The organism is Limnohabitans sp. TS-CS-82 (assembly GCF_002943475.1).
Genome location: NZ_PTQX01000005.1, coordinates 171,636 through 191,485 on the forward strand (window position 1 = coordinate 171,636; position 19,850 = coordinate 191,485).

At 60.4% G+C, this 19,850-nt stretch carries 1 protein-coding gene (only partly in view); it reads right to left on the minus strand.

Every position in this 19,850-nt window falls within one protein-coding gene, locus tag C5F52_RS12620, for a glycine-rich domain-containing protein (RefSeq protein WP_104798714.1), read on the minus strand. The gene is 61,857 nt long; 18,374 of those nucleotides lie to the left of the window and 23,633 to its right, leaving coding positions 23,634–43,483 in view (codon 7,878, partial, through codon 14,495, partial); reading right to left, the first codon wholly in view occupies positions 19,847–19,849. Both the start codon and the stop codon lie outside the window.

A 19,850-nucleotide genomic window follows, 5' to 3' on the forward strand; every position in this document is an offset into this window, starting at 1 on the left:
TGTCACGCATGCGCTGGGTGTCCAGCGACATCAGCACATTCCCGTCCAGCAAGGCCACATCGGTGTAGCGGTCAGTGACGGCGCCGGTGGTGATCCACGTTTCGCCACCATCGCTTGATCGCACAATGCCGCCGTCGCGCACGCTGGCCACAATAATTTGGCCATCGGCAGAAACGGTGACCGAGGAATAGACCCAATCAGTCGGCGCGTCCGACTGCGCCCACGTTTTGCCTGCGTCTTTAGACAAGTAAATGCCTGCAGTGGTCGAGCCTGTGGTGCCGCTGGCAATCGCCACTTGCAGGGTGTCAGACACCGCCACATCGCACCAATCCAGCGCGTCTTTGTAGGCCGCGCGCACCACCTCACGTTCGCTGGCAATGACCAGCGCAAAGTCCACACCGGAGAGCGAAAAGCCCACGGCCTCAAGGCCAGGCAGGTCTGTCGCATCAATCTTGCCGTCTAGGTTGGTGTCGACCAACGGGCCGCCATTCAGACCGGCAAAGGCTTGCAAGTTGCTGCCGCCCACCGTCATCACATCGTGGCTGACCGTGCTGCCGTCTTCGAGCACCAAGTCGCGGGTGGACTTCTCGAACCCGAGATCACCGCCGACGTAGAAGAAGTCGCCCACAGCGATTTCGACCGAACCGGTCGCGCGGATCAGCGGACCTTTGTCGCCGTCCACATTCAAGGTGCGGGTTGTGCCCGTTCCGGTCAGCACGTCCATCGGGGCTGCAGCGAAGTCGACCACCAACTGGCTGGCGTCTTGTGCGCCGCTGATGCCAAACACTTGATTGACTTCCACCAACAGGTTCTTGGCCTCAATGGTCAAGGCGTCGCCGCCCACAAAGCCCACTTGGTCGGCCGAAACTTCCAAGCCCATCCAGCCCAAGCTACCCAGGTTCAGCGTGTTTTGCTTCAGCTGCTTGACGGCAGCGCTGTCCGTACTTTGCACAGTCACATCTTGTGCGCTGAGCAGCGCTAAGGCGAACTCGGCGTTGGTCAGCACAAAACCGCGTGCCGAAGTATTCGGCGTATCGGTGCCGTTGATCACGCCGTCGCGGTTGCTGTCCACATGGTAGGCACCGCCTACGCCCACAAAGGCGTTGAGCTGTGCGCCGCCCACGGTCAGGCTGTCCACCAGCACATCGGTGCCATTGGCCAGCGTCACGGTGGTGGCTGATTTCTCAAAGCCCAACGTGCCGTTGACGTACACAAAGTCGCCCACGTTGAGCTCAAACCCACCACTGGCGCGAATCAACTGACCTTGACTACCGGCCATATCCAAAACAGCGGTGGTGTCGTAGCCCGTGGCCACGTTCAGCGGTTTGGCAGCGAAGTTAATCACTTGGGTGTTGGCAGAACTGCCAGCCGCCACGCCGTTGACCAAATTGATCGCCACCGCAATGTCGTGCCCCACGGCGGTGATGCCGGGCACCCCCACCAGAGCCACTTCGTCCAACGAGGCTTGCAGGGCCACCCAATTGCGTGGGTTGGTCAACGATTTTTCATAGAACAAGCCCAAGGCGAACTCGCCGCCCACAGCCGACAGACCGATGGCGCTGGCATTGCTGTCGTCGTCAGAGGTCACCAGGCCATCGCCATTGGTGTCAGTGCGGTAGGGTCCGCCCACACCCACAAACATTTGCAGGTCTGTGCCGCCCACCGTCAACATGTCGGTTTGCACCGAATTGCCGTCGGCCAGCGTCACGGTTTGTGACGACTTCTCAATCGCCAAGGTGCCGCCTGCGTGCACAAAGCCCGCCAACGACAACTGTATGCCGCCCGAAGCGCGCATCAGTTCGCCGCGTGCGCCGTCGTGCGTGAGTTGCAAGGCTTGGCCGGTGCCAGTGGTGACAGAAATCGCTTGGTCTTTGGCCAGCGATTCGGTGGAGCGATCGGCAAAGTCAATCACTTGGTCTTTCACCAAAACCACTGTCACGGATGACGATGCAGACGTGTTGTCGGCGAGTTGCAAACTGGCGTTGAGCGTGGTCAATTGGCCGGTGTACAGCAACTTGCCCGACGTTTTCAGGAACGTGGCCAAGTTGGCCGCATTGCCCACCAACGTCAAGGCTTGGGCGTTGCCGCTCATCACGATGCCATCGGTCAAAGCCGTGACAGCCGTCAAGCTGCCCACAGGCGTGGTGCCCGTCGCAGGCGCTGGCAAGGTGAACGTCAAGCTCAACAAGCGATCGGCAGACGCCTTGCCCAACACCGCGAAGTCGGCCTCGTCAAACACCAGCTCGGACGGTGCATCCACCGTGACCCAAGCTTTGCCAGACAAGCCAACGATGGCGGGCTGAACGTCGGCAAAGCCTTGGCTCAACGTGTCGGCATCGTTCAAGTCCACGTTGCTGATGCACAACTTGGCGGTGGTCGAGCCACCCTCGCCCACCACCAGCAAATTCAACGCCTGCGCACTCGCGTCCAACGTGGTGTAGCGAAGGCCGGTGTCTGCGGCATGCGAGCCAAAGAAGTTGCTCAACGCAGCGGCTTTGCCGCTCAGCGTCAGAGTTTGGATCTTGTCTTTGACGGCCACCGCACTGTCGACGCGCAACAGGTCACCCAAGCCGCTGACCGTCACTTGCACTGTGAACACACCTTCGGTGCTGCTCTCCTGGGCCTCCAACTGAATCACAGCGCCTGCACCGCTGGCCACCACCGTGGCTTGCGCGTTGCTGTCGTTGATCAACTCACGCAACTTAGCGGCCAGCTTGACTTGCACTTGCGCGGCTGTGTAAGCAGCGCCCTGTGCGTCTTGCACATCCTCTTTGGCCACGGTGTAGCTCAGTGGCGTCTCGCTGACACCGCTGACCACCAGCAGATCACCTTGCGTGAACACACCGGCCACGATCAAGCTGCTGACTTGGGTGATGTTGGTCGCTGCTTCACGGAGCAAAGGCAGCACGTCTTGCGCCTTCAAGTCGATGTCGCCCAGCGACAGGTTGCCCTTGCTGGCATCCTCAAGGTTCAGCGTGACAGTCAGAGCCTCACCGCCTTGACCGAACACGTCGGTGCCCAGCACCAAGGCGGCTGTTTGGTTGGCATCCACCGTGACCGCGCCGGCCACATGAACCAAAGGTGCAGCCACCGTGGCCGCCGTGTGGCTGACCAAGTTCAAGTCCACACCCAAGTTGTAGACCTGCAATTTCAGGTCATCTGGCAAGCCCAGCATCAGGTCCACGCCACCGACCGAGCCAGTCATGGCCAGCCACTGGGTGTCGTCGTATGCGGCTTTGCCGTTGAAAATGGCCAAGCCAAATTCGACATCGCGAATGCCCAAGCCTTTTGCATCGGGGTTGACTTCGTTGGTATCGAACTTGCCGTTGCCATTGGCGTCTGAGCCGTAAGGGCCCAAGCCCACAAAGCCGGTCAGGCCTGTGCCGCCCACGCTGAGCATCTCGGTCTGCACCGTGGTGCCATCCGCCAAGACCACGTCTTGCGCACGGCGCTCCAAGCCCATCGAACCTGTGAACTGGAAGAAGTTGCCCAGTTGCATGTCCATGGTGCCGCTAGCGCGCACCAACTGGCCCGTGTCGCCGGCCATGTCCAACGTGATGGTCTTGCCGGTGCCGGTCACCACCTCAAAAGCGTCTTCACCGGCGGTGAAGTCGAGCACTTTGGTGTCGGCATCCAGCTTGGCGCTCACACCGCTGACGAGGTTGATGTCCACCGCCAAGTCGCGCGCCGCGAGTGTGACGTTCGGCACACCCACAAAGGCCACGCTACCCGCTGCGGCCTTCAGCGCTGTCCATTGCAGACCGTCAGCGCCTTCAGCACCTGCGGCTGCATCCGCCAACACCAAGGCAAAACTCACGTCGCTCATGGCCATACCCACAGATTTGGGGTTGGCTTCGGCTTCGCTGAACACACGGTCGCCATTGGTGTCTTGCCAATACGGCCCATTCACGCCCGCAAAGGCGCGCAGGTTCTGGCCACCAAAACTCAGCGTGTCCACGTTGAGTTCGGTGCCATCGGCCAAGGTCACGGCACGGGTGGACTTCTCAAAGCCCAAGTTGCCCGCCACCGAGAAGAAGCCGTCCACTTCCACCTCCAAGTAGCCCGAAGCGCGCACCAGCGTGCCTTGGCTGCCCAAGAAATTCAGCGTCTTCACCTCGTCCGTGGTGCCATCGGCCAGTTTCCCGCCGGTCGCGATGTCCAGCTTCTGGGTGTAGTCCACCACCGAGCCATCGCTGCCTACGTTGATTTCGAGCTTCAAGTCTTCAGCGCGAATGTCCACCAAGGGCAAGCCCACTTCGATGGCTGTGGCTGCTGTGGCCGACAGACTCAACCAGCTGCGGGGTGAGCTGTTGCTTTCAACGGCGCTGTCTTGGAACAAGGCCAAGCCCAGATCCAAACCGGTCAACTCAAAACCAGCCGCTGTGGTGTTGGGCTCTTCGTCCAACAAGCTGCCGTCGTGGTTGGTGTCTAAACGGTATGGACCATTCAAGCCCACAAACGCGTTCAGGTTGTTGCCGCCAATCACCCAGCTGTTGGCCTTGACCGTGCCGCCTGTGACGACACTGATGTCTTTGAGACTGCTCGCGAGGGTAAAGATGCCGTCCACCGTCAAGAACTCAGCCGCTTGCACGGTCATCCCAGCGCTGTAGGCCTTGCCCTCGCCAAAGTACGGCGAGTTGAAGAAGGTGCCCAGCGTGTCTTTGTCTGTCTTGCTGTGCGCGGTGATGCTCAGGGTGTCCGCTGCAGGGCGTTTGACCACTTCCAAGCTCAAACCCGTTTCGATCGTGTCCTCAAACACAGGCGTGAGTTGCAGCAAGCTGCTGCCGTCGTCAAAGCCGAACAAACCGGTACTCGAACCAAAGTGGCCGTTCACCGAGCTTGCGTCGATCAAGGCATAGCTGCGTGCCAAACGCGGTTCCAACTGCGATGCCAACGTGATGTCCAACGCACTGCCGCTGCTCAAAGTCAAGTTGCCCGTGACTTGCAGCTGGTCGTTTTGGTTGTTGTCTTCACCGCTCAATTGCAGCGACAAGCGCTGGTTATTGGCGATGGTTTGGTCGCCTTCGATGCGGATCACACCTGGCGAAGCGCTGCGTCCAAAGGTTCCTGCGGCGTTGTCGCCACTGAGGTCGACGATACGCAAGCCCTTGCTGGCCGTGACCACCACGTCGCCCAAAGTGCGCACGCGATCGGTCATCGCCAATGAGGCAGCGCTGTTGGCGACCAAGTTCACCGAGGTGTCGGCGCTGAGGTGGACAGTGCCCTCTTCGGTGCTGACCAAGCCTTTGACCGACAACACTGAGGTGTTGCCCGTGTTGTGCGCGCTCAGTACCACCTGGCCAATGCCCGTGGCGCTGACCTTGGCGGTGTCAGCCACCGTCAAAGTGTCGCCGCTCACCGTCAACCGGATGTCACCACCGTCGGTGGTGTGCAGACCCAAGCTGCTGGAGATGCTGGCCACTGTCAGGTTGCCCGTGCTGGCCAAGCGCATGCTGCCAGCAGACTCCGCCGATACCGTCGCGGTGCTCAAGTCAATGGCGTTGCCGGCCAAACCGCCTGCAGTCACGCGGCCACCGGCCAACACGTTGTCGCCGATGGATTCGCTCGCGCTCATCCACACACTGGCTGCCGTGAGATCGGTGTTGTCTGTGGTGTCGGCATCGATGATCGAGCCGGCACGCGCGGTCAAGCTCAAAAGGCCTGCACCCGCATTGACGCTGCCCAAAGTCAGGGCGGCACCAGCATCTAGAACGACGCCCAAGCCTGCCAAGCTGGCGCCTGCGGCTTGGCTGATGTTGCCGCGCACGCTGCTGATGCTCAAGGCACCACCGGCCGTGACCGTGCTGGTCTCGCTTTGCGAGATATCGCCACGTGCGTTCAAGGTGAATGAGCCGCTGCTGTTGATAGCACCTGCCAAGGCCACATGGCCTCGGCCAGTCAAGGAGGCTATAGCGTCGGGGCCCGTCACAGCCAAGGACGTCACAGACACCGAGCCTTGCGACTCAATCAGCACCTTGCCCACGCCACTGGCAGACACGTTGGCGGTACTCAGCACCAAGGCGTCAGCATCGGCACCTATGGCCGCCGCAGACACGAGGGCCACACTGGCCGCAGTCAGATCGGCAAAACCAGCCTGAGACACGCCCAAGATGCTGCCGTCCACGGTGCCCAGCGAAGCCAAGCCGCTCACACGCAAGCGTTGCAACAGCAAGTTGCCACTGAGCTCGCTCAGGTAAGCCGCGCCATGCACGTCGCCACTTAAATGTGCGTCTGTGCCCTGCAAATCAATGCGCAAGGCTGCAGCAGCGCTGCCCACATCCCCACCCAGGGTGTTCAACACCAACTGGTTGGCTTGCACCACCGCATCGGCTGCGGTGGTGATGGCCGCGTCGGCTGTCAAGCTGACCTTGTCCGCCTTCAAGGTGCCCTGCACCTGCAACAGGCCACCCGCTTGCAAAGCAATGCTGGCCAGTGACACACCGCTGGCTTGCCAGCTGATGTTGCCCGTAGCTTGGAGCTTGAGCGATGCGCCATGGCTCAAGCCTTGTTGGCTGAGCCATGCGTTGGTGATATTCAGGTCGCCATCCACATGGATCGCGCCCAACATGCCAGCATCGGTGAGTGCAGCACCGGTGGTGACGTCCAACACGCCGGCCACAGAGTTGCCCAACTCGAGGCTGGCCTGTGCTTTGGCGTTGCCAGAGGTGGCGGTGAGCACCACGCTGCTGGCCGTGCCATTCCAAGCCAAGCTGGCACCATCGGCCAACCAGCTGTTCAAAGTGGCTGCTGTGCCAATCAACACCAAATGGCCGCTGTCGTTGAGCGATGCCGTCACGCCGTTGCGTGCTGTGAATTCGAATTGACCTGCCGCTGCATTGGCCGCTGCCAGCGTCAGGGTGACGTTGCCCGTCACGCCGCTGGCCGACAAGACGCCGTTGCTGAACACCAAAGGCGAAGTACTGCCCAGCAGCGATAAGCTGCCAGGAACAACCATTGCCAAGGTGGGTGCGAACTCGGGCGTGGCCGAGGTGTCGAGGGACGCCACAGCCTGCACTTGCAGGCTGGTGTTGGCTTGCGACACGACGGTGGCCGTCAGGCTGCCGCTGTTGCCGTTGAAGCGCAGCTGGCCCGATGCCAAGTAGGCATTGAGCACGCTGTCGGTGCCGCTGAGCGTCACGGTGGCTGTGCCTGTGCCGCTCGGGGCCAAGGCTGTGGTGTCGCCTTGCAGGGTCAACACGCCTTGGCTGACGGTCAAGGTGAGGGTCAACACGCCGCTGCCACTGAGCGCATCCGAGCCCAAGCGCAGTTCGGCGTTGGTGCTGGCGGGCAAGCTCCAGTTCACTGGCAACTTGAGTTGCGGTGCAGTGTGTGTCTCGGTCACAACTGGGCTCGTCGCCACAGCCACCGCGCCCACGGTGGTCACACCTTGGGTCAGCGCGGTCAATTGCAACGCACCCGTGCCGCCGCCCAAGCGCAATGCGCCGCTGGCCAGCCACGTGTTGAGCGCGGCGGCTGTGCCGCTCAGCGTCAAACGGGTGCCACTGCCCTGAGCCAGACCTAAGCCCGTGTCAGCCGCCCAATCGAGGGTGGCACTGCCAGTGCTGGACAGTGTCAAGGTGACGTTGTCGGTAGCGGTCAAGCCACTCAAGGTTGTCGCGCCAAAGGAGGCGGCCACCAGCGCACCCGGGGTCAGCACCATCTCGGCAGGCAGGTTCAGAGCGACGCCTTTGGCTGCAGTCAATGACGGCTGAGTGGGGGTTTCCAAATTCAAGCTGGCCGAGGTGAAGCCACCCACGGCATTGGCCAAACTCAGTTGCAAGCTAGCAGCTGCGCCGGTGTAGCTGATGCGGCCGTCTGCGGCCACAAAGGCAGCCAACTGCGCGGCCGTGCCGGTGAGGGTGCGTGCTTGGGCTGTGCCGCCCACCACCACGCCGTCACCCGCTTGGGCTGTGGCATTGATGGCACCTGTGGTGCTCAAAGTAAGGGTCAAGATACCGTCGCCCCCCATTTGAACGCCGGTCAAGCGCAGCACAGAAGCCAAACCGTCCATCACCGGCAAGGCCAGTGACACACCACTCAGTGTGGGCGTAGACACCACTGCCGTGGCATCCAACAACACGGTGGCAGCCACTGCGCGCAAGCTAGCGCCAGTGCCGCTTTGTGCCAGCACTTGCAGGCTGTTGGCGTTGCTCACGGAGAGCTTGCCAACCGTGCCTAGGTAAGTGTTGAGTGCCGCGGCATCGCCGCTCAACACCAGCGCTGTGCCCGTGTTGCTGACCACGGCCACGCCATCGGCATTGCCGCTTGCGTCGTCCGTGGCGTTGGCTGTGAAACTGCCACCAGCCGAGGCGGTGAAAGTCACGGTCAACGCACCAGCGTTGGCTGCGAATGGCTCCGTCAGCACCAGCGGTGTGGCACCGCTGGTTGGTTGACTGATGCGCTGTGGCATGGCCAAGACCAAGCCCGTGGTGCTGCCGTCAGACATCTCGGCAGTGGTCAGATTGAACTGACCCGCCGTCACGGCATCAAGCACTTGCACCGACACAGCCAATACGGCACTTCCCGTGGCTTGTAGGGTCAGGGCTTTGGCGCTGAGGAAGGCATTCAAGTCGCTGACCGTGCCGGTGAGTGTGACGCGCTGGAGGTTGTCAGAAGCCTGCGTGACCATGACGCCCGACGCGCTGGTGGCTGACAACACACCCGACGTGACCGTGAAAGTCATCGCCACAGGGGCTGTGCCAGACCAGCTCAAAGGCGATGTCGTGAACAGCAAGGGTGAAGCGGCATTGGCCACCACAGCCGCACTGCTTGGCAAACGGAGCGTAGGCGCGGCTTGCGCAGTGGCAGCCTGCAAATTCAGGCTGGCTTTGCTGGCCGGTTGACCGGCAGCTTGGGCTTGCAAAGTCACGGCACTGGCTGGGCCTGTGTAGACCACGTTGCCCGCTGTGCGCAAGTACGCGTTGACGGCGGTGGCGGTGCCTTGCAGCGCCAAGACTGAGCGGCTGTCCACCGTGGACACGCTGGCTGTGACGCCGTCGGTGTTGGCACCACTTTCGTTGAAAACGGTCCAAGTGCCCAAAGCGGGTGCCGTCAACGTGACGTTCACAGCATCGCTGCTGCTTGGCAAGAGGTCTTGCGCCCACACCAGCGGGCTGGCCGCGTTGGCAACCACCGTGAAACTTGGTGCAAGCGTCATGGCCAAGCTGGCTTGGGACGCGATGCTGCCCGCCAATTGCACGCTGGCTTGGGCCGTGGCTTGAAGAGCTTGACCTTGTGCGCCGGTGGTGCCCTGGAGGGTGAACGTCAGCTGCGCGGTGGCCGAGGTGTTCAAACGCACGTTGTTGGCATTGAGGAAGCTGTTCAAGCTGGCCGCTGTGCCATTGAGCACCAGCGTGTTGGTACCACTGCCAGACTGCACAAGCCCGCCTGTTGCTGTGAACACACCTTGGGTCGAGGTCAAGGTGAGCTTGAGGGTTTCAGACGCGGCGCTGTGGGTGATGGCGGTGCTTCCAAAAGCCAGCACCTGAGCCGAACCGGCGCTCACCAACCAACTGGCTGGTAACTGCAAAGCTGGGCCGTTGGACGTGCCTTGCGCTGCAGCATCGCTGGCTTGAACCGTCACAGCCAGCGACTGGCTGGCTGCACCGGGGCTGAGGGTGAACACCAAAGCGCTGTCGCCATTTGCAGGCGTCCATTGCACGTTGCCACGGGTGGCAAACAGCGTGGTCAGCGCACTGGCTGTGCCTTTGAGGCGCGTGCCAACAGCCGTCGCATCAGTCAACGCGACCTCTGCGCCTGCAGCGGTCAAGCCAAATGCGGTCACGCCTGAGGTGCTGAGGTTAGTCAAGGCAAAGTGGGTGGGCACGTCATCGAGGTCGAGGCTCAACGTGGCTGTGCCTGTGAAGGTGAAACCGCTGTGGCCCGTTGCGGTCAACTGAACAGGCACCCCAGCGGTTTGAACCAAACCGTTTGGCAAAGTCATAGCAGCTGTGTTTTGCACCTCCAAGGGCTGAACAGCGGCTACGAGACTGACCGATGTCTGCAAGTAGCGTGTGGCATTACTGGCGTCTGCCACTTTCACAGTCAAGGTGTCGCCCGCACCAATGTAGCTAACGCTACCTGCCGTGCCTTTGAGCCAATTTTCAGCCTCTATCGCGGTGCCCGAAAAGCTCAAAGTCTTGCCATCGGTAAAGACCGATGAGCCATCCGCCAAGTTGGCACTCAGGCCTTGGCCGTTGACAGGAGTCTCGGCCAAGGTGAGGGTCACATTGACATTGCCTATGGCATCGAAGTCAGCCCCAGACCATGTCAAAGGCGAAGATGTTCCGCTGGTAATGGTCAACGCAGTTGGGCCCGCCAACCATTTTGGAGAAGTCTGCCCTGCTCCAACAAGAATAGCCGGAGCAATAACTTTGACCTGTTCCGTACGGTCAATTGATAAACGATCCGTCTGCGAACCGGTGAGGCGGTAGGAGATCAGATAACTTGTCCGGCCATCCACAGCTTGCACATTCGATGCTTGCGCAAGGTAGTTGTTCAGCGCGGTGAATGATCCTGTCAAAGTCAATGTGTTGGAGTTGTTCCCAGACACGGTGACACCTGTGACATCGGTCATTGCCGTCAACGCAGTTCCTGTCAGCGTCAAATTCAGGTTGTCCGGTAACAGCGCAGGGGTAAGCCAAGCCACTGGGATGAGTGTGGGGGTGGCTGGTGTTTCGGAGCCAGTGGAATAAGCGAGCTGAACAAAGTCGGTCGCAAATCCGAACAACTCGTCACCATCTTCCTTATGCAGCACCTCAAATTGGTAATAGCTGCCAGCCTTGAGGAACTGTGCAGGCGAACCGATGTTTTCTCCTGATGTGTCCCATTCATTTAACCCGTTGTATTCAGTTTCTTTTGCGGCGGTACTCCAAACCGCCTTGCCATTGACATCCACCATGGCGTTACCGCTTGTGTCCGTGGCTTGGACGCGGAACTCCACTTGGTTATTGCCGTTAGCCCAGAACCTGTAAGACCCATCGATGGGAACCTGAATCCAGCCGGTGAGCCTTTGGCCATAGCTATCACCCGTTGCGGCTGTGATCTGGAAGTTGCCATTGACACCCGTTAAAAGTGCCACCGAATCTGGATTGTTGACGGTGTACTTTGTCGTGTTGGCCGTCAAATTGCTGACCAAATCGCCACTGATACCCGTGAACCGTTCCTGAGCAAAACCTGCCCCCAACATACTTCTCAAATCAAAACCATTTCGAGTTTCAACCGTTTTCAGTTGGGTATAAATGTCAGCAGATGCCTTAACTGAAATACTTGCATTTGATGTCGCAGCGGTAGCGGTAAGACGGGTTGGAACGCCAGCACTTCCCACAAAAAGAACACGACCAGAAGACGATAAGTAAGTATTGATATCGGCCAAAGAACCCGTCAGCACAAGAGCTGCAGTCCCTGAGCCACTGACCAATACATTGCCCGCGTTAATTGCCGAAGCAGCATGGTTACCCAATGCTGAGCTGATCTTTGCTGACGCATCAACCGTCAAGGTTACGGTGAGCGCGCCAGAGCCAGCAAAACTGATGAAATTGCTTGCAAGCTGGATTTCGCCAGAGGCAGCATCAACCGCAAATGACTCAGGCAAGTTCAATGATGGTGCGACGACTTGACCGCTGAACGCACCCAAAACATGAACGGCAGAGCCACCCGACACGGCAGACAAGACGTTTCCGTTGGCATCTTGTCTTTGAACAGCCACTGTCAACTCTTGAATTCCCGCGGCCGAGGTGAACTTCAGACCAGTCCCCCCTGAAAGGTAGGCACTCAAATTAGCTTCTGTACCCGTCAAGATAAGCTGGTTTGTCCCAGATCCGACAGCAGTGATGTTGGCACCTGCCACGTCGACTAGCAACTGCGCTGAAACATCTGTGGTGAATACAACAGTGCGCGTATCCGTCGTGGATGAGCCCATGACGTTGGCACTGAACACCAATTTGTTGCCACTCTGAACGACCAGAGATGCCGGAATATTCACATCTAAGCCTGAAACAGCAGCGCCGCCAGCAGTGAGACTTCTTCCGCCGCCACCGCCGCCAGAGCCACCCACAGCGCCGACAGTAGAGAAATAGCCTCCACCCCCACCACCTGCAGCACGAACGATGAGGTGTGCGTCTGACGTTGACAGGGTGGATGCCTCGCCATCGCCACCACTACCCGTTGTCGCTGGTGCAATGCCACCAACGCCCACCGTCACGTTGAAACTGGCACCCGACAAAACACGGAATTTACCTTCAGTAAATTCACCGGCACCACCACCGCCTGCGCCGATTTTGGTTTGCGCAACTGTGGACGCACCGGCACCACCACCGCCAATGACTAAGTATTCAAGACTTGCATCTGCAGAAGGGTTCGAAATCGTCAAAGTGCCGTTCGCAGTGAATTTTTGAACGGTGTACCCCCCCGAAATGGAGCTTGTGGTGGGGCCCCCCGTAACAGCCACTGTCATGCTGCTTGTCAAATACCTGACGATCACAACGCCGGAGCCGCCATTCCCACCCTTACCGTTGTCACCTGCGCCGCCGCCACCGCCGCCTAAATTCGCAGTGCCGTTGAAGCCATTACCTGCTCGCGATGCCAAACCCCCACCGCCATTACCTCCAGAACCGCCATCTGGATATTCGGTTGAACCATTCAAAAATCCATACGACACCGTGTTGTTATCTGTGCCGCCGCCACCCCCGCCTGCGTAATAAGTTGAGGATCCAGTGATGCTGGACTGCTTACCTACGCCCCCCAAACCACCACTACTCGTGCCCTGGGGTTTGAAACCCGCATTACCACCCGCACCACCCGCGCCGCCGCCACCGCCGCCGGCAGATCGGTTTGTATTTGTACCCGACTGAGCCAATCCACCCGCATTGCCAAAAGAAGCAGACAGCAAATCAACGCTCTGAACAATACTTGTAACTGTTGCTTGCTTTTGTGTGAACGAACTTAGCTGATTCGCACTGTTATTGCTTTGAACCGACACAGTCAATTGATAGCTAGCCGCATTTCCAGTGAAACGAATGCGATCTGAGCTAGACAAATACGAATTCAAATCTGCTGCGCTGCCTTGCAAAGTCAACGCTGTTGTGCCACTGCCGCTGAGCACCACATTGCCAGCGCCAACGGCTGTCTTGATGTGGTTACCCAAAGAAGAAGCTAACGTGGCACCTGCACTAACTTGCAAGGTCACCGTTAAGTCGCCGACGCCCGCAAAGCCAATAGCATCAGATGACAACTTTATTTCACCGCTCGACGTCTTGGTCAAATAACTTTGCTGCAGGGCGAGGGTTGGTACAAGGACTTCGGCTGGAGAAAGAATCACAGGTACAACGGATTCCAGCACGGCTTGCCCGAAAACACTGATGCCGTTGACATCAACCACCTCCACCTTCAAGGTGGTATCTGGTCCGGCAAAACTCACCTTTCCAGCTGTGCCGCTCAAAATGGCATTGATCTCAGCTGCGGTACCGGTCAAGACTAATGAACGGTTGGTCGAAGCCGCGGAAATGTTTGATGCCGATACACCTAAGGCGGTCAAACCAGCACTGATACCCAAATTGGTATCAGCTGCAATGCTGAGCTTGACGGTCAGGCTGCTATCGCTGGTGACAGCTTGGCTCCACATCAAATCAGAGGCACTGTTGATGAGTGCAAACTTTGATGGCACAGAGAGACTTGGTCCCGTCATGACAGCACCGCTGTTGGCCTGCGTCAAAGCGATCGACTTCAGGACATTATTTGCAGAAACAGTTACCGATGACAGTCCCGTGCCATCTAAGAACACGTTGCCGTAAGTGCTGAAGAAACTGTTGAGATCGGCGGTTGCTCCGGTGAAGGTGGTGTTGCCGCCACTCTCACTCCAGCTCACATCAGCAATACTGCCTGGGGCGCTGGTGCTCAGTGCTTTGCCAGGCAACTGAAGTGTGGACAAAGAAAGCTGCACCGTGAAGCTGGTCACGCCTGCGCCTAGCGCAGAAGCTGACAGGTGCAGCGGCACCAGTGAATTGGCAGTGGTCACGATGGTCTGCGGCAGTGTCATTGCAGCGCCCGCACTCACCGTCGTGGTGACGCCCGCAGGCAGAACCAAATTCACCTCCGCGCTGGCCATGCGACTGGTGACAGCCGAGGCACCGTCGACCGGAGCCAAGGTCAAAACCAAGGTGTTGGCGCTACCCACGTAGCGCACTGAGCCGGCCGTCAAGACGGCGGCCAAATCGCTGGCAGTGCCGCGCAACTTCAGTGCCTCGGTGCCGTTGCCCGACACGATGCGCACGCTGGTGCCGTCCACCAAGTTGGCATCGGCGCTGGAGGCGGTGACGACCAATTGCGCACCAGTGCCGCTCAAGGTCAATTCCAAAGTGCCGCTGCCGCTCAGCGCAACAGAGGCAAAGCTCAGTGGTGAGGCGACAAAGGCGGTGACCCACACTTGGGCCGACAGGCTGGCAAATGCGGGGCTGCTGACGCTGGTGTCTGACGCGCCAAAGGCTTGCAGGCCGATGGAGGTTTGCACCGAGCGTGTGCTGTCAGCGGCATCGCTGACTTGCAGGGTGATCGCTTGTCCGGCGATGGCATCGAGCCTCAGGCCATGGGCGGCATCGTCAAACAAAGCGCTGAGTTGGGCGGCTGTTCCGCTGAGGGTGATGGCGTTGCTGCTTGGGGTCACCGTCACGCTGCTGTGGGCGCTGGCGTCTACCAAGCTGAACGTGCCTGTGCCCACCGACAAAGTCAGGGTCAGGCCTAGGTTGCTGTTGCCCAGCGCATTGGCGCCAAAGTCCAGCACGGTGGCTTCAGCGGCTGCAACCAAGAAGGCGCTAGGCACGGTGACCACGGGGAAGCTGCTGGCAGCCGTGGCACTCAGCGCGACTTGGCGGCTGATGCTTTGTGCGCCTTTGGCCAAGGTAACGTTCAAGGCAGTGGCATGGCCCGTCAATTGCAACAAGCCCGATTGCAGGTAGGTTTGCAACTCAGCCAAGCTGCCGTTGAGGGTGACGGTGGTGCCGTTGGCGTGGATGCTGGCATCCGCGTTGTCCAAGGTGGTGCCACTGGCGGTCAAGCTGCTGCCCTCGGCGACGGTCAGTGTCAAGCTGTGGCTGTCGCTGCTGAGGCCGTCGAGCACGGCCAAGCCCAGTACCAAAGGCTGCGCTGTGGCACCCGTGGTCACGTTCACGGTGCTTGGCAAGCTCAATTGCAGCGGTGTAGCGCCGGCCACTTCGGCCAAGTTGGCCGCAGCCATGCCAACGCGTGCCACCACTTGGCGGCTGCTGTCGTCGGCTTGTTGCAGGGTCAGCACCAAGGTGCTGGCTGTGCCCACAAAGCGCAATTTGCCAGAGTTCAGGTAAGCATTGAGCGCAGTGGCATCGCCCGTCAGGGTGATGCTGCTGGCGCTGGTGGCGGTATCTGCCGCCGAGCCATCGAGCGTGGTGTCGTTGGCGGTCAGGGTGCCGCTGGTGCTCAGCGTGAGGGTGAACGGGCCATCGCCCGTGATCGGCGTGGTGCCCAACACCAACGAAGAGCTGCTGCCCGGCATGACATACACGTTGGCTGGCAAGCTGAGTGTGGGCAAGGCTGGCGCAAATGCGATCAAGTTGACCGTGCCCACCACTTGGGCGGTGCCGCCTTGTTGCAGCGACAAGCTCAGGGTTTGGCCTGCGCTGTTGTTGGCGCTCAAGTCGCCCGAAGCCAAATAGGCGTTCAGCTGCGCAACGGTGCCTGTCAGGGTGACTTGGCCGTTGGCGGTTTGCGGGTTGAGCGCGCTGGCATTGGCGGCACTCAGGGTGGCGCTGCCTGCGCTGAGCGTGAGGCTGTGTTGGCCAGAACCGCCAGTTAAGGCGTTTTGCAACACGATGGACGTACCTGCCCCTACCCCAACCGCGGTGGGCAGGGTCAAGTTCAGCGCTGTGGCGTTTTGGGTGCCAGAGGTGCTGGCCAAGCTGAGGGTCATGCTGGCCGAGCTGCTGCCATCGGTGCCGATCAGGCGCACACCCAAGCTGTTGCTGAGAGTAGTAGCGGCATTTGCGGTAAGCGACAGGGTGCCCGCAGACAACAAGGCATTCAAGTCGGCGGCGGTACCACTCAGACGGGTGGCGGTAAGCGTGGATTGACCCACCGTGAAGCTGTCGCCTTGAGAAACGGCAACACCACTGCCAGTGAGGCTTGGGATGTTCAACAGGGACTGAGGTGCCAGCACGTCCAAGGCCAACACCTCGTTGGCATTCGCTCCTGCCGTGATGGCAGTGGCGGCCCACTTCAGGGGCAGTGCAGCGCCCGAGGTGCGCACCATTTCGGTAGGCAAAGTCAAGCGACCGCTGGTTTGCGTGGTGCCGCTAACCAAAGGTGTGGCCAAGCTCAGCGTCAAGCTGCTGGCGTTGCCGCTGGCGTCTGCCAAGCGCAGCGTCAAGTTGCCGGTCGCGCCGGTGTAGCGCAGGTTGTTGGCCGTGGTGACAAAGGCTTGCAAGTCAGCGGCGTTGCCACTGAGCGTGCGTGCGGTGGCCGACCCGCCCACCGTCACCCCATTGCCGGAGGTGGCAGACAAGGTGGCAGATGCGGGGGTGCTGAGCGTCAAGGTCAGCGAGCCAGAGCCGCTGATGGACAAGCTGCCCATGCTCAGGCTAGAGGGCGAATTGGCGGTGATATAGCTGGTGACGGGCACTTGGCTCAACGTCGGTGCGCTGAGTGTTTGGGTGCTGCTGCCGTACAAGGCCAGCTGGGTTTGTACCGAGACAGCGCCGCGCGCCACTTTCACGCTCAAGGTGTCTCCGGCGGCACCGGTGTAGCTTGGGGCGCTGACGCTGGCAAACCAAGTGCTCAGCTTCGCGGCGGTGCCGGTGAAGCTGCGCTGTGCATCGGTGTTGCTACCAGACGCGGTCACGCCAGCAGGGGCCGTGGCCGAAATTTGGCCGCTGGCCACGCCAAGGGTGATGGTCAAGGTTTCGCTGCCTGAACCAAACGCGTTGTTGCCCAAGCGCAGCACAGAGGCCACACCCGAGGCGACAGGCAAAGCGCCCGGCAAAACGACGGCCGGGCTGGCCAGTGTGGCCGCCTGTTCGTCGCCGCCACCGCCGCCACCCGCCAAGCGAGAAAGCACAGCCGCCTCGTCGAGGGTGAACAAGGCGGTATCCGTGAGCACCACGACTTTGGGCGATTGCAGGCTCTGACTGAGGCGGGTGGCCATGTCAGACACTGCCTGACTCAAGAAAATGCCCTGCGCCGCTTGCAGCGAGGTACTGACTGAGCCTTGCGGCAAGTAGACGCCCGCGAGGGTGATGAAGCTGTCGCTGCGCAAGACCAAATGCTGGGTCGACAAATCGGCGCTCAAATCTGTCGTCGGTTCGATGACAGATGTGCCCACCGGCAGTTGGGTGCTGGCTGTGCCTAAGCGCAATGCAGCACCAGAGCGGTACTCGGTGCGGTTGGCACCAGTGAACAGGCGTGGGCTGCCGATGAAACCGGCGGCCAACAGGCTCAGTTCGTCCAAATTGTCAGCCAAGGCATCGGCGACCACCATCAGCAAATCGCCGGCGAGTGAGAGCAAGCTCACATCGGCGCTGTTGCCGGTGCGGATTTTGGTCACGCTGAGGTCGTTTTGTGCGGTGATGGTGACGTTACCGGACGAGGCTATGTCTTTGAGTACCAAGCCTGGGTTGGTTTCACCCCACACATCCACATCGCTGAAGGCCAAGTTGCCCGTCGTGGAGGTGACGCTGAGTTCTTCCACCGCCACGGTCATGGCGGCGATGCTGGTGGCAGACACATTCAGTGCGCGCGCGTGGATGACAGGCACGTCGGCCAGCGCAGCGCTGGCTAAGTTGACGGCACCCGTGGCGGCAACAGTGACGTTGCCACCCAAGCCAGTTTGAATGGCTGTGCCGTTGTCCAGCGCGGGGTCTGTTGTCAAGGTGAGGCTGCCATCAGCTTTCACAAACACATGGCCGTTGGCCCCCGTGCGCAGTCCACTTTGGGCCAGTGTCCACACAGGCGCCATCAAGCCGGTTTCGACCACGCGATCCATGCGCAAATCAGCCACCGGACCGATTTCCAAATTGCTCAAAGCGTGCAAGCGGATGTCGCCTGCTGCCGTTTGTGCCGACACGCGGGTGAGTGCCAAGCGCAGTGCGCTGGCGTCTGTGCTGCCACCGATGCCGCTGCCTGCTTGCAACATGGCGTCCACGCCGTACAGGTTGGCTCCTGTGGCGTTGGCCGCCAAAGCGTTGCTGATGCGCCCACCGGCCAACACGCCCAAGCGTGAGCCATTGGTTTGTAAGTTGCCATTGGCCAAGCGTGCATCCACCGTGGCCAAGCTGATGTCGGTACCAGCCGACAACAAGATATTGCCGCCCTTGCTGGCGATGCGTGCGCTGGCGTTCATGGCCAGTGCGCCCGCGCTGGCTTGCAAGTCCACGCTGCCCACGCTGGACACCACGCTGTTCGCGCCCAAGGTAATGCCCTGAGCTGCCAAGATGCTCAGCGCACCCTCGGTCACGCTGACGGTGACGCCGTCTTTGACCGCCACCGAACCACTTGTGCCGGCTTGCAACAGCGCTTGGCGGGTGATGGTGATGTCGGCATCCACCATCAAAGCGCCGGCGCTGGTGCGCAGCACCACCGAGTCGGCGTTGAGTTTGGTGAGGCTCAAGGCCTTGTCGTTGATCAAGGCGATGTTTTCACCCGCGTCTGCCGAGAGGCTGGCGGTAGAAATTTCAATCGCCTCACCACGTCGACCCAAAGTGCCGATAGAGCGGGCCGCTTTGAGCGTGAGGCTGGCGCCCTTCAAGTCGCTGCCTGCATCGCCCAACCCGTCTGCGCCCAGCGCTTCGAGGATGTGGCCTTGCAGCGACCACACATCCAACACCGCCGTGCTGGCGTTGATCGACGAAGCCACCACATCGGTAGCCGCACGAATGGTGATGGCACCACCGCCCGAAGCGGCGTGAGTGGACAAGCTGGCCCCTTGTGCTTGCACAAAGCCACCGAAATCAGCCGTGATGTCCACCGAGCCACCCGCATTGAGCACGTCAGAGTTGGCCGATTGCCACACGCTGCCACCGGCCGACAAGGCCAGGCGACCTTGACCGAAGGTCAGGTCGTTGAACAGCAACACGTCGCCTTCCAAGGCGGTCAGCGCAATTTCGCTGCTGCTGTTGGCCGTGACTTGTACGACGGCAGTCAAGCTCAGCGAACCCGTGGTTTGCACCAAGGCACGGCCTCGCTTCATGTCGAGTTGTGCAAGGTCCAAGTCACCGATGTTCTCAATGTGAATCATCGCGTTTTGGCCGGTGAAGACCGAGGCTGCCAAGCTGCGCGCTTCCAAGCGCAAGGCACGCACGACGCTGCCCAAATTACGCGCACCATCGATGGTGCCTACGGTGCCAGAGACCAAGCGCACATCGACGCCGATCACATGGGTCAATTCGCTGTGGTAACTGCGCTCTGAAGCGAGAATTTCGCCCGTTGCGGCGGTGAGTGACACAGCGCCTTTCGCACCCTCACCCATTGACGCCACCGAAGCCAGCCACAGGTCTCCGTTTTGCTCTTGCACGTTCACCAAGCCAGCGGCGCTCAGGTTGAGCACGCCTGGCGCGAAGGTGATGCCCCCCGCCAAGGCCTCTCCCTGCTCACCGATGTCGATGCGCAGGGCCGAGCCGTCGGCCATGGCAATGCGACCACCCAGCGTGGTGCTGCCCGTGGTGCCATCGGCCAACAGGCTGATGTCACCGCCGGAACTCAGCAACCAAGCTCGCTCGGTGCTGCCCAGCGCGGTGATAGCCCCCCCCGCGGCCAAGCGCACCCGGCCTGCAGCCTCGATGCCGAACAGGTCCAAAGCGCTGCGACTGCCTTCGCTGATACGCAGATCAGCC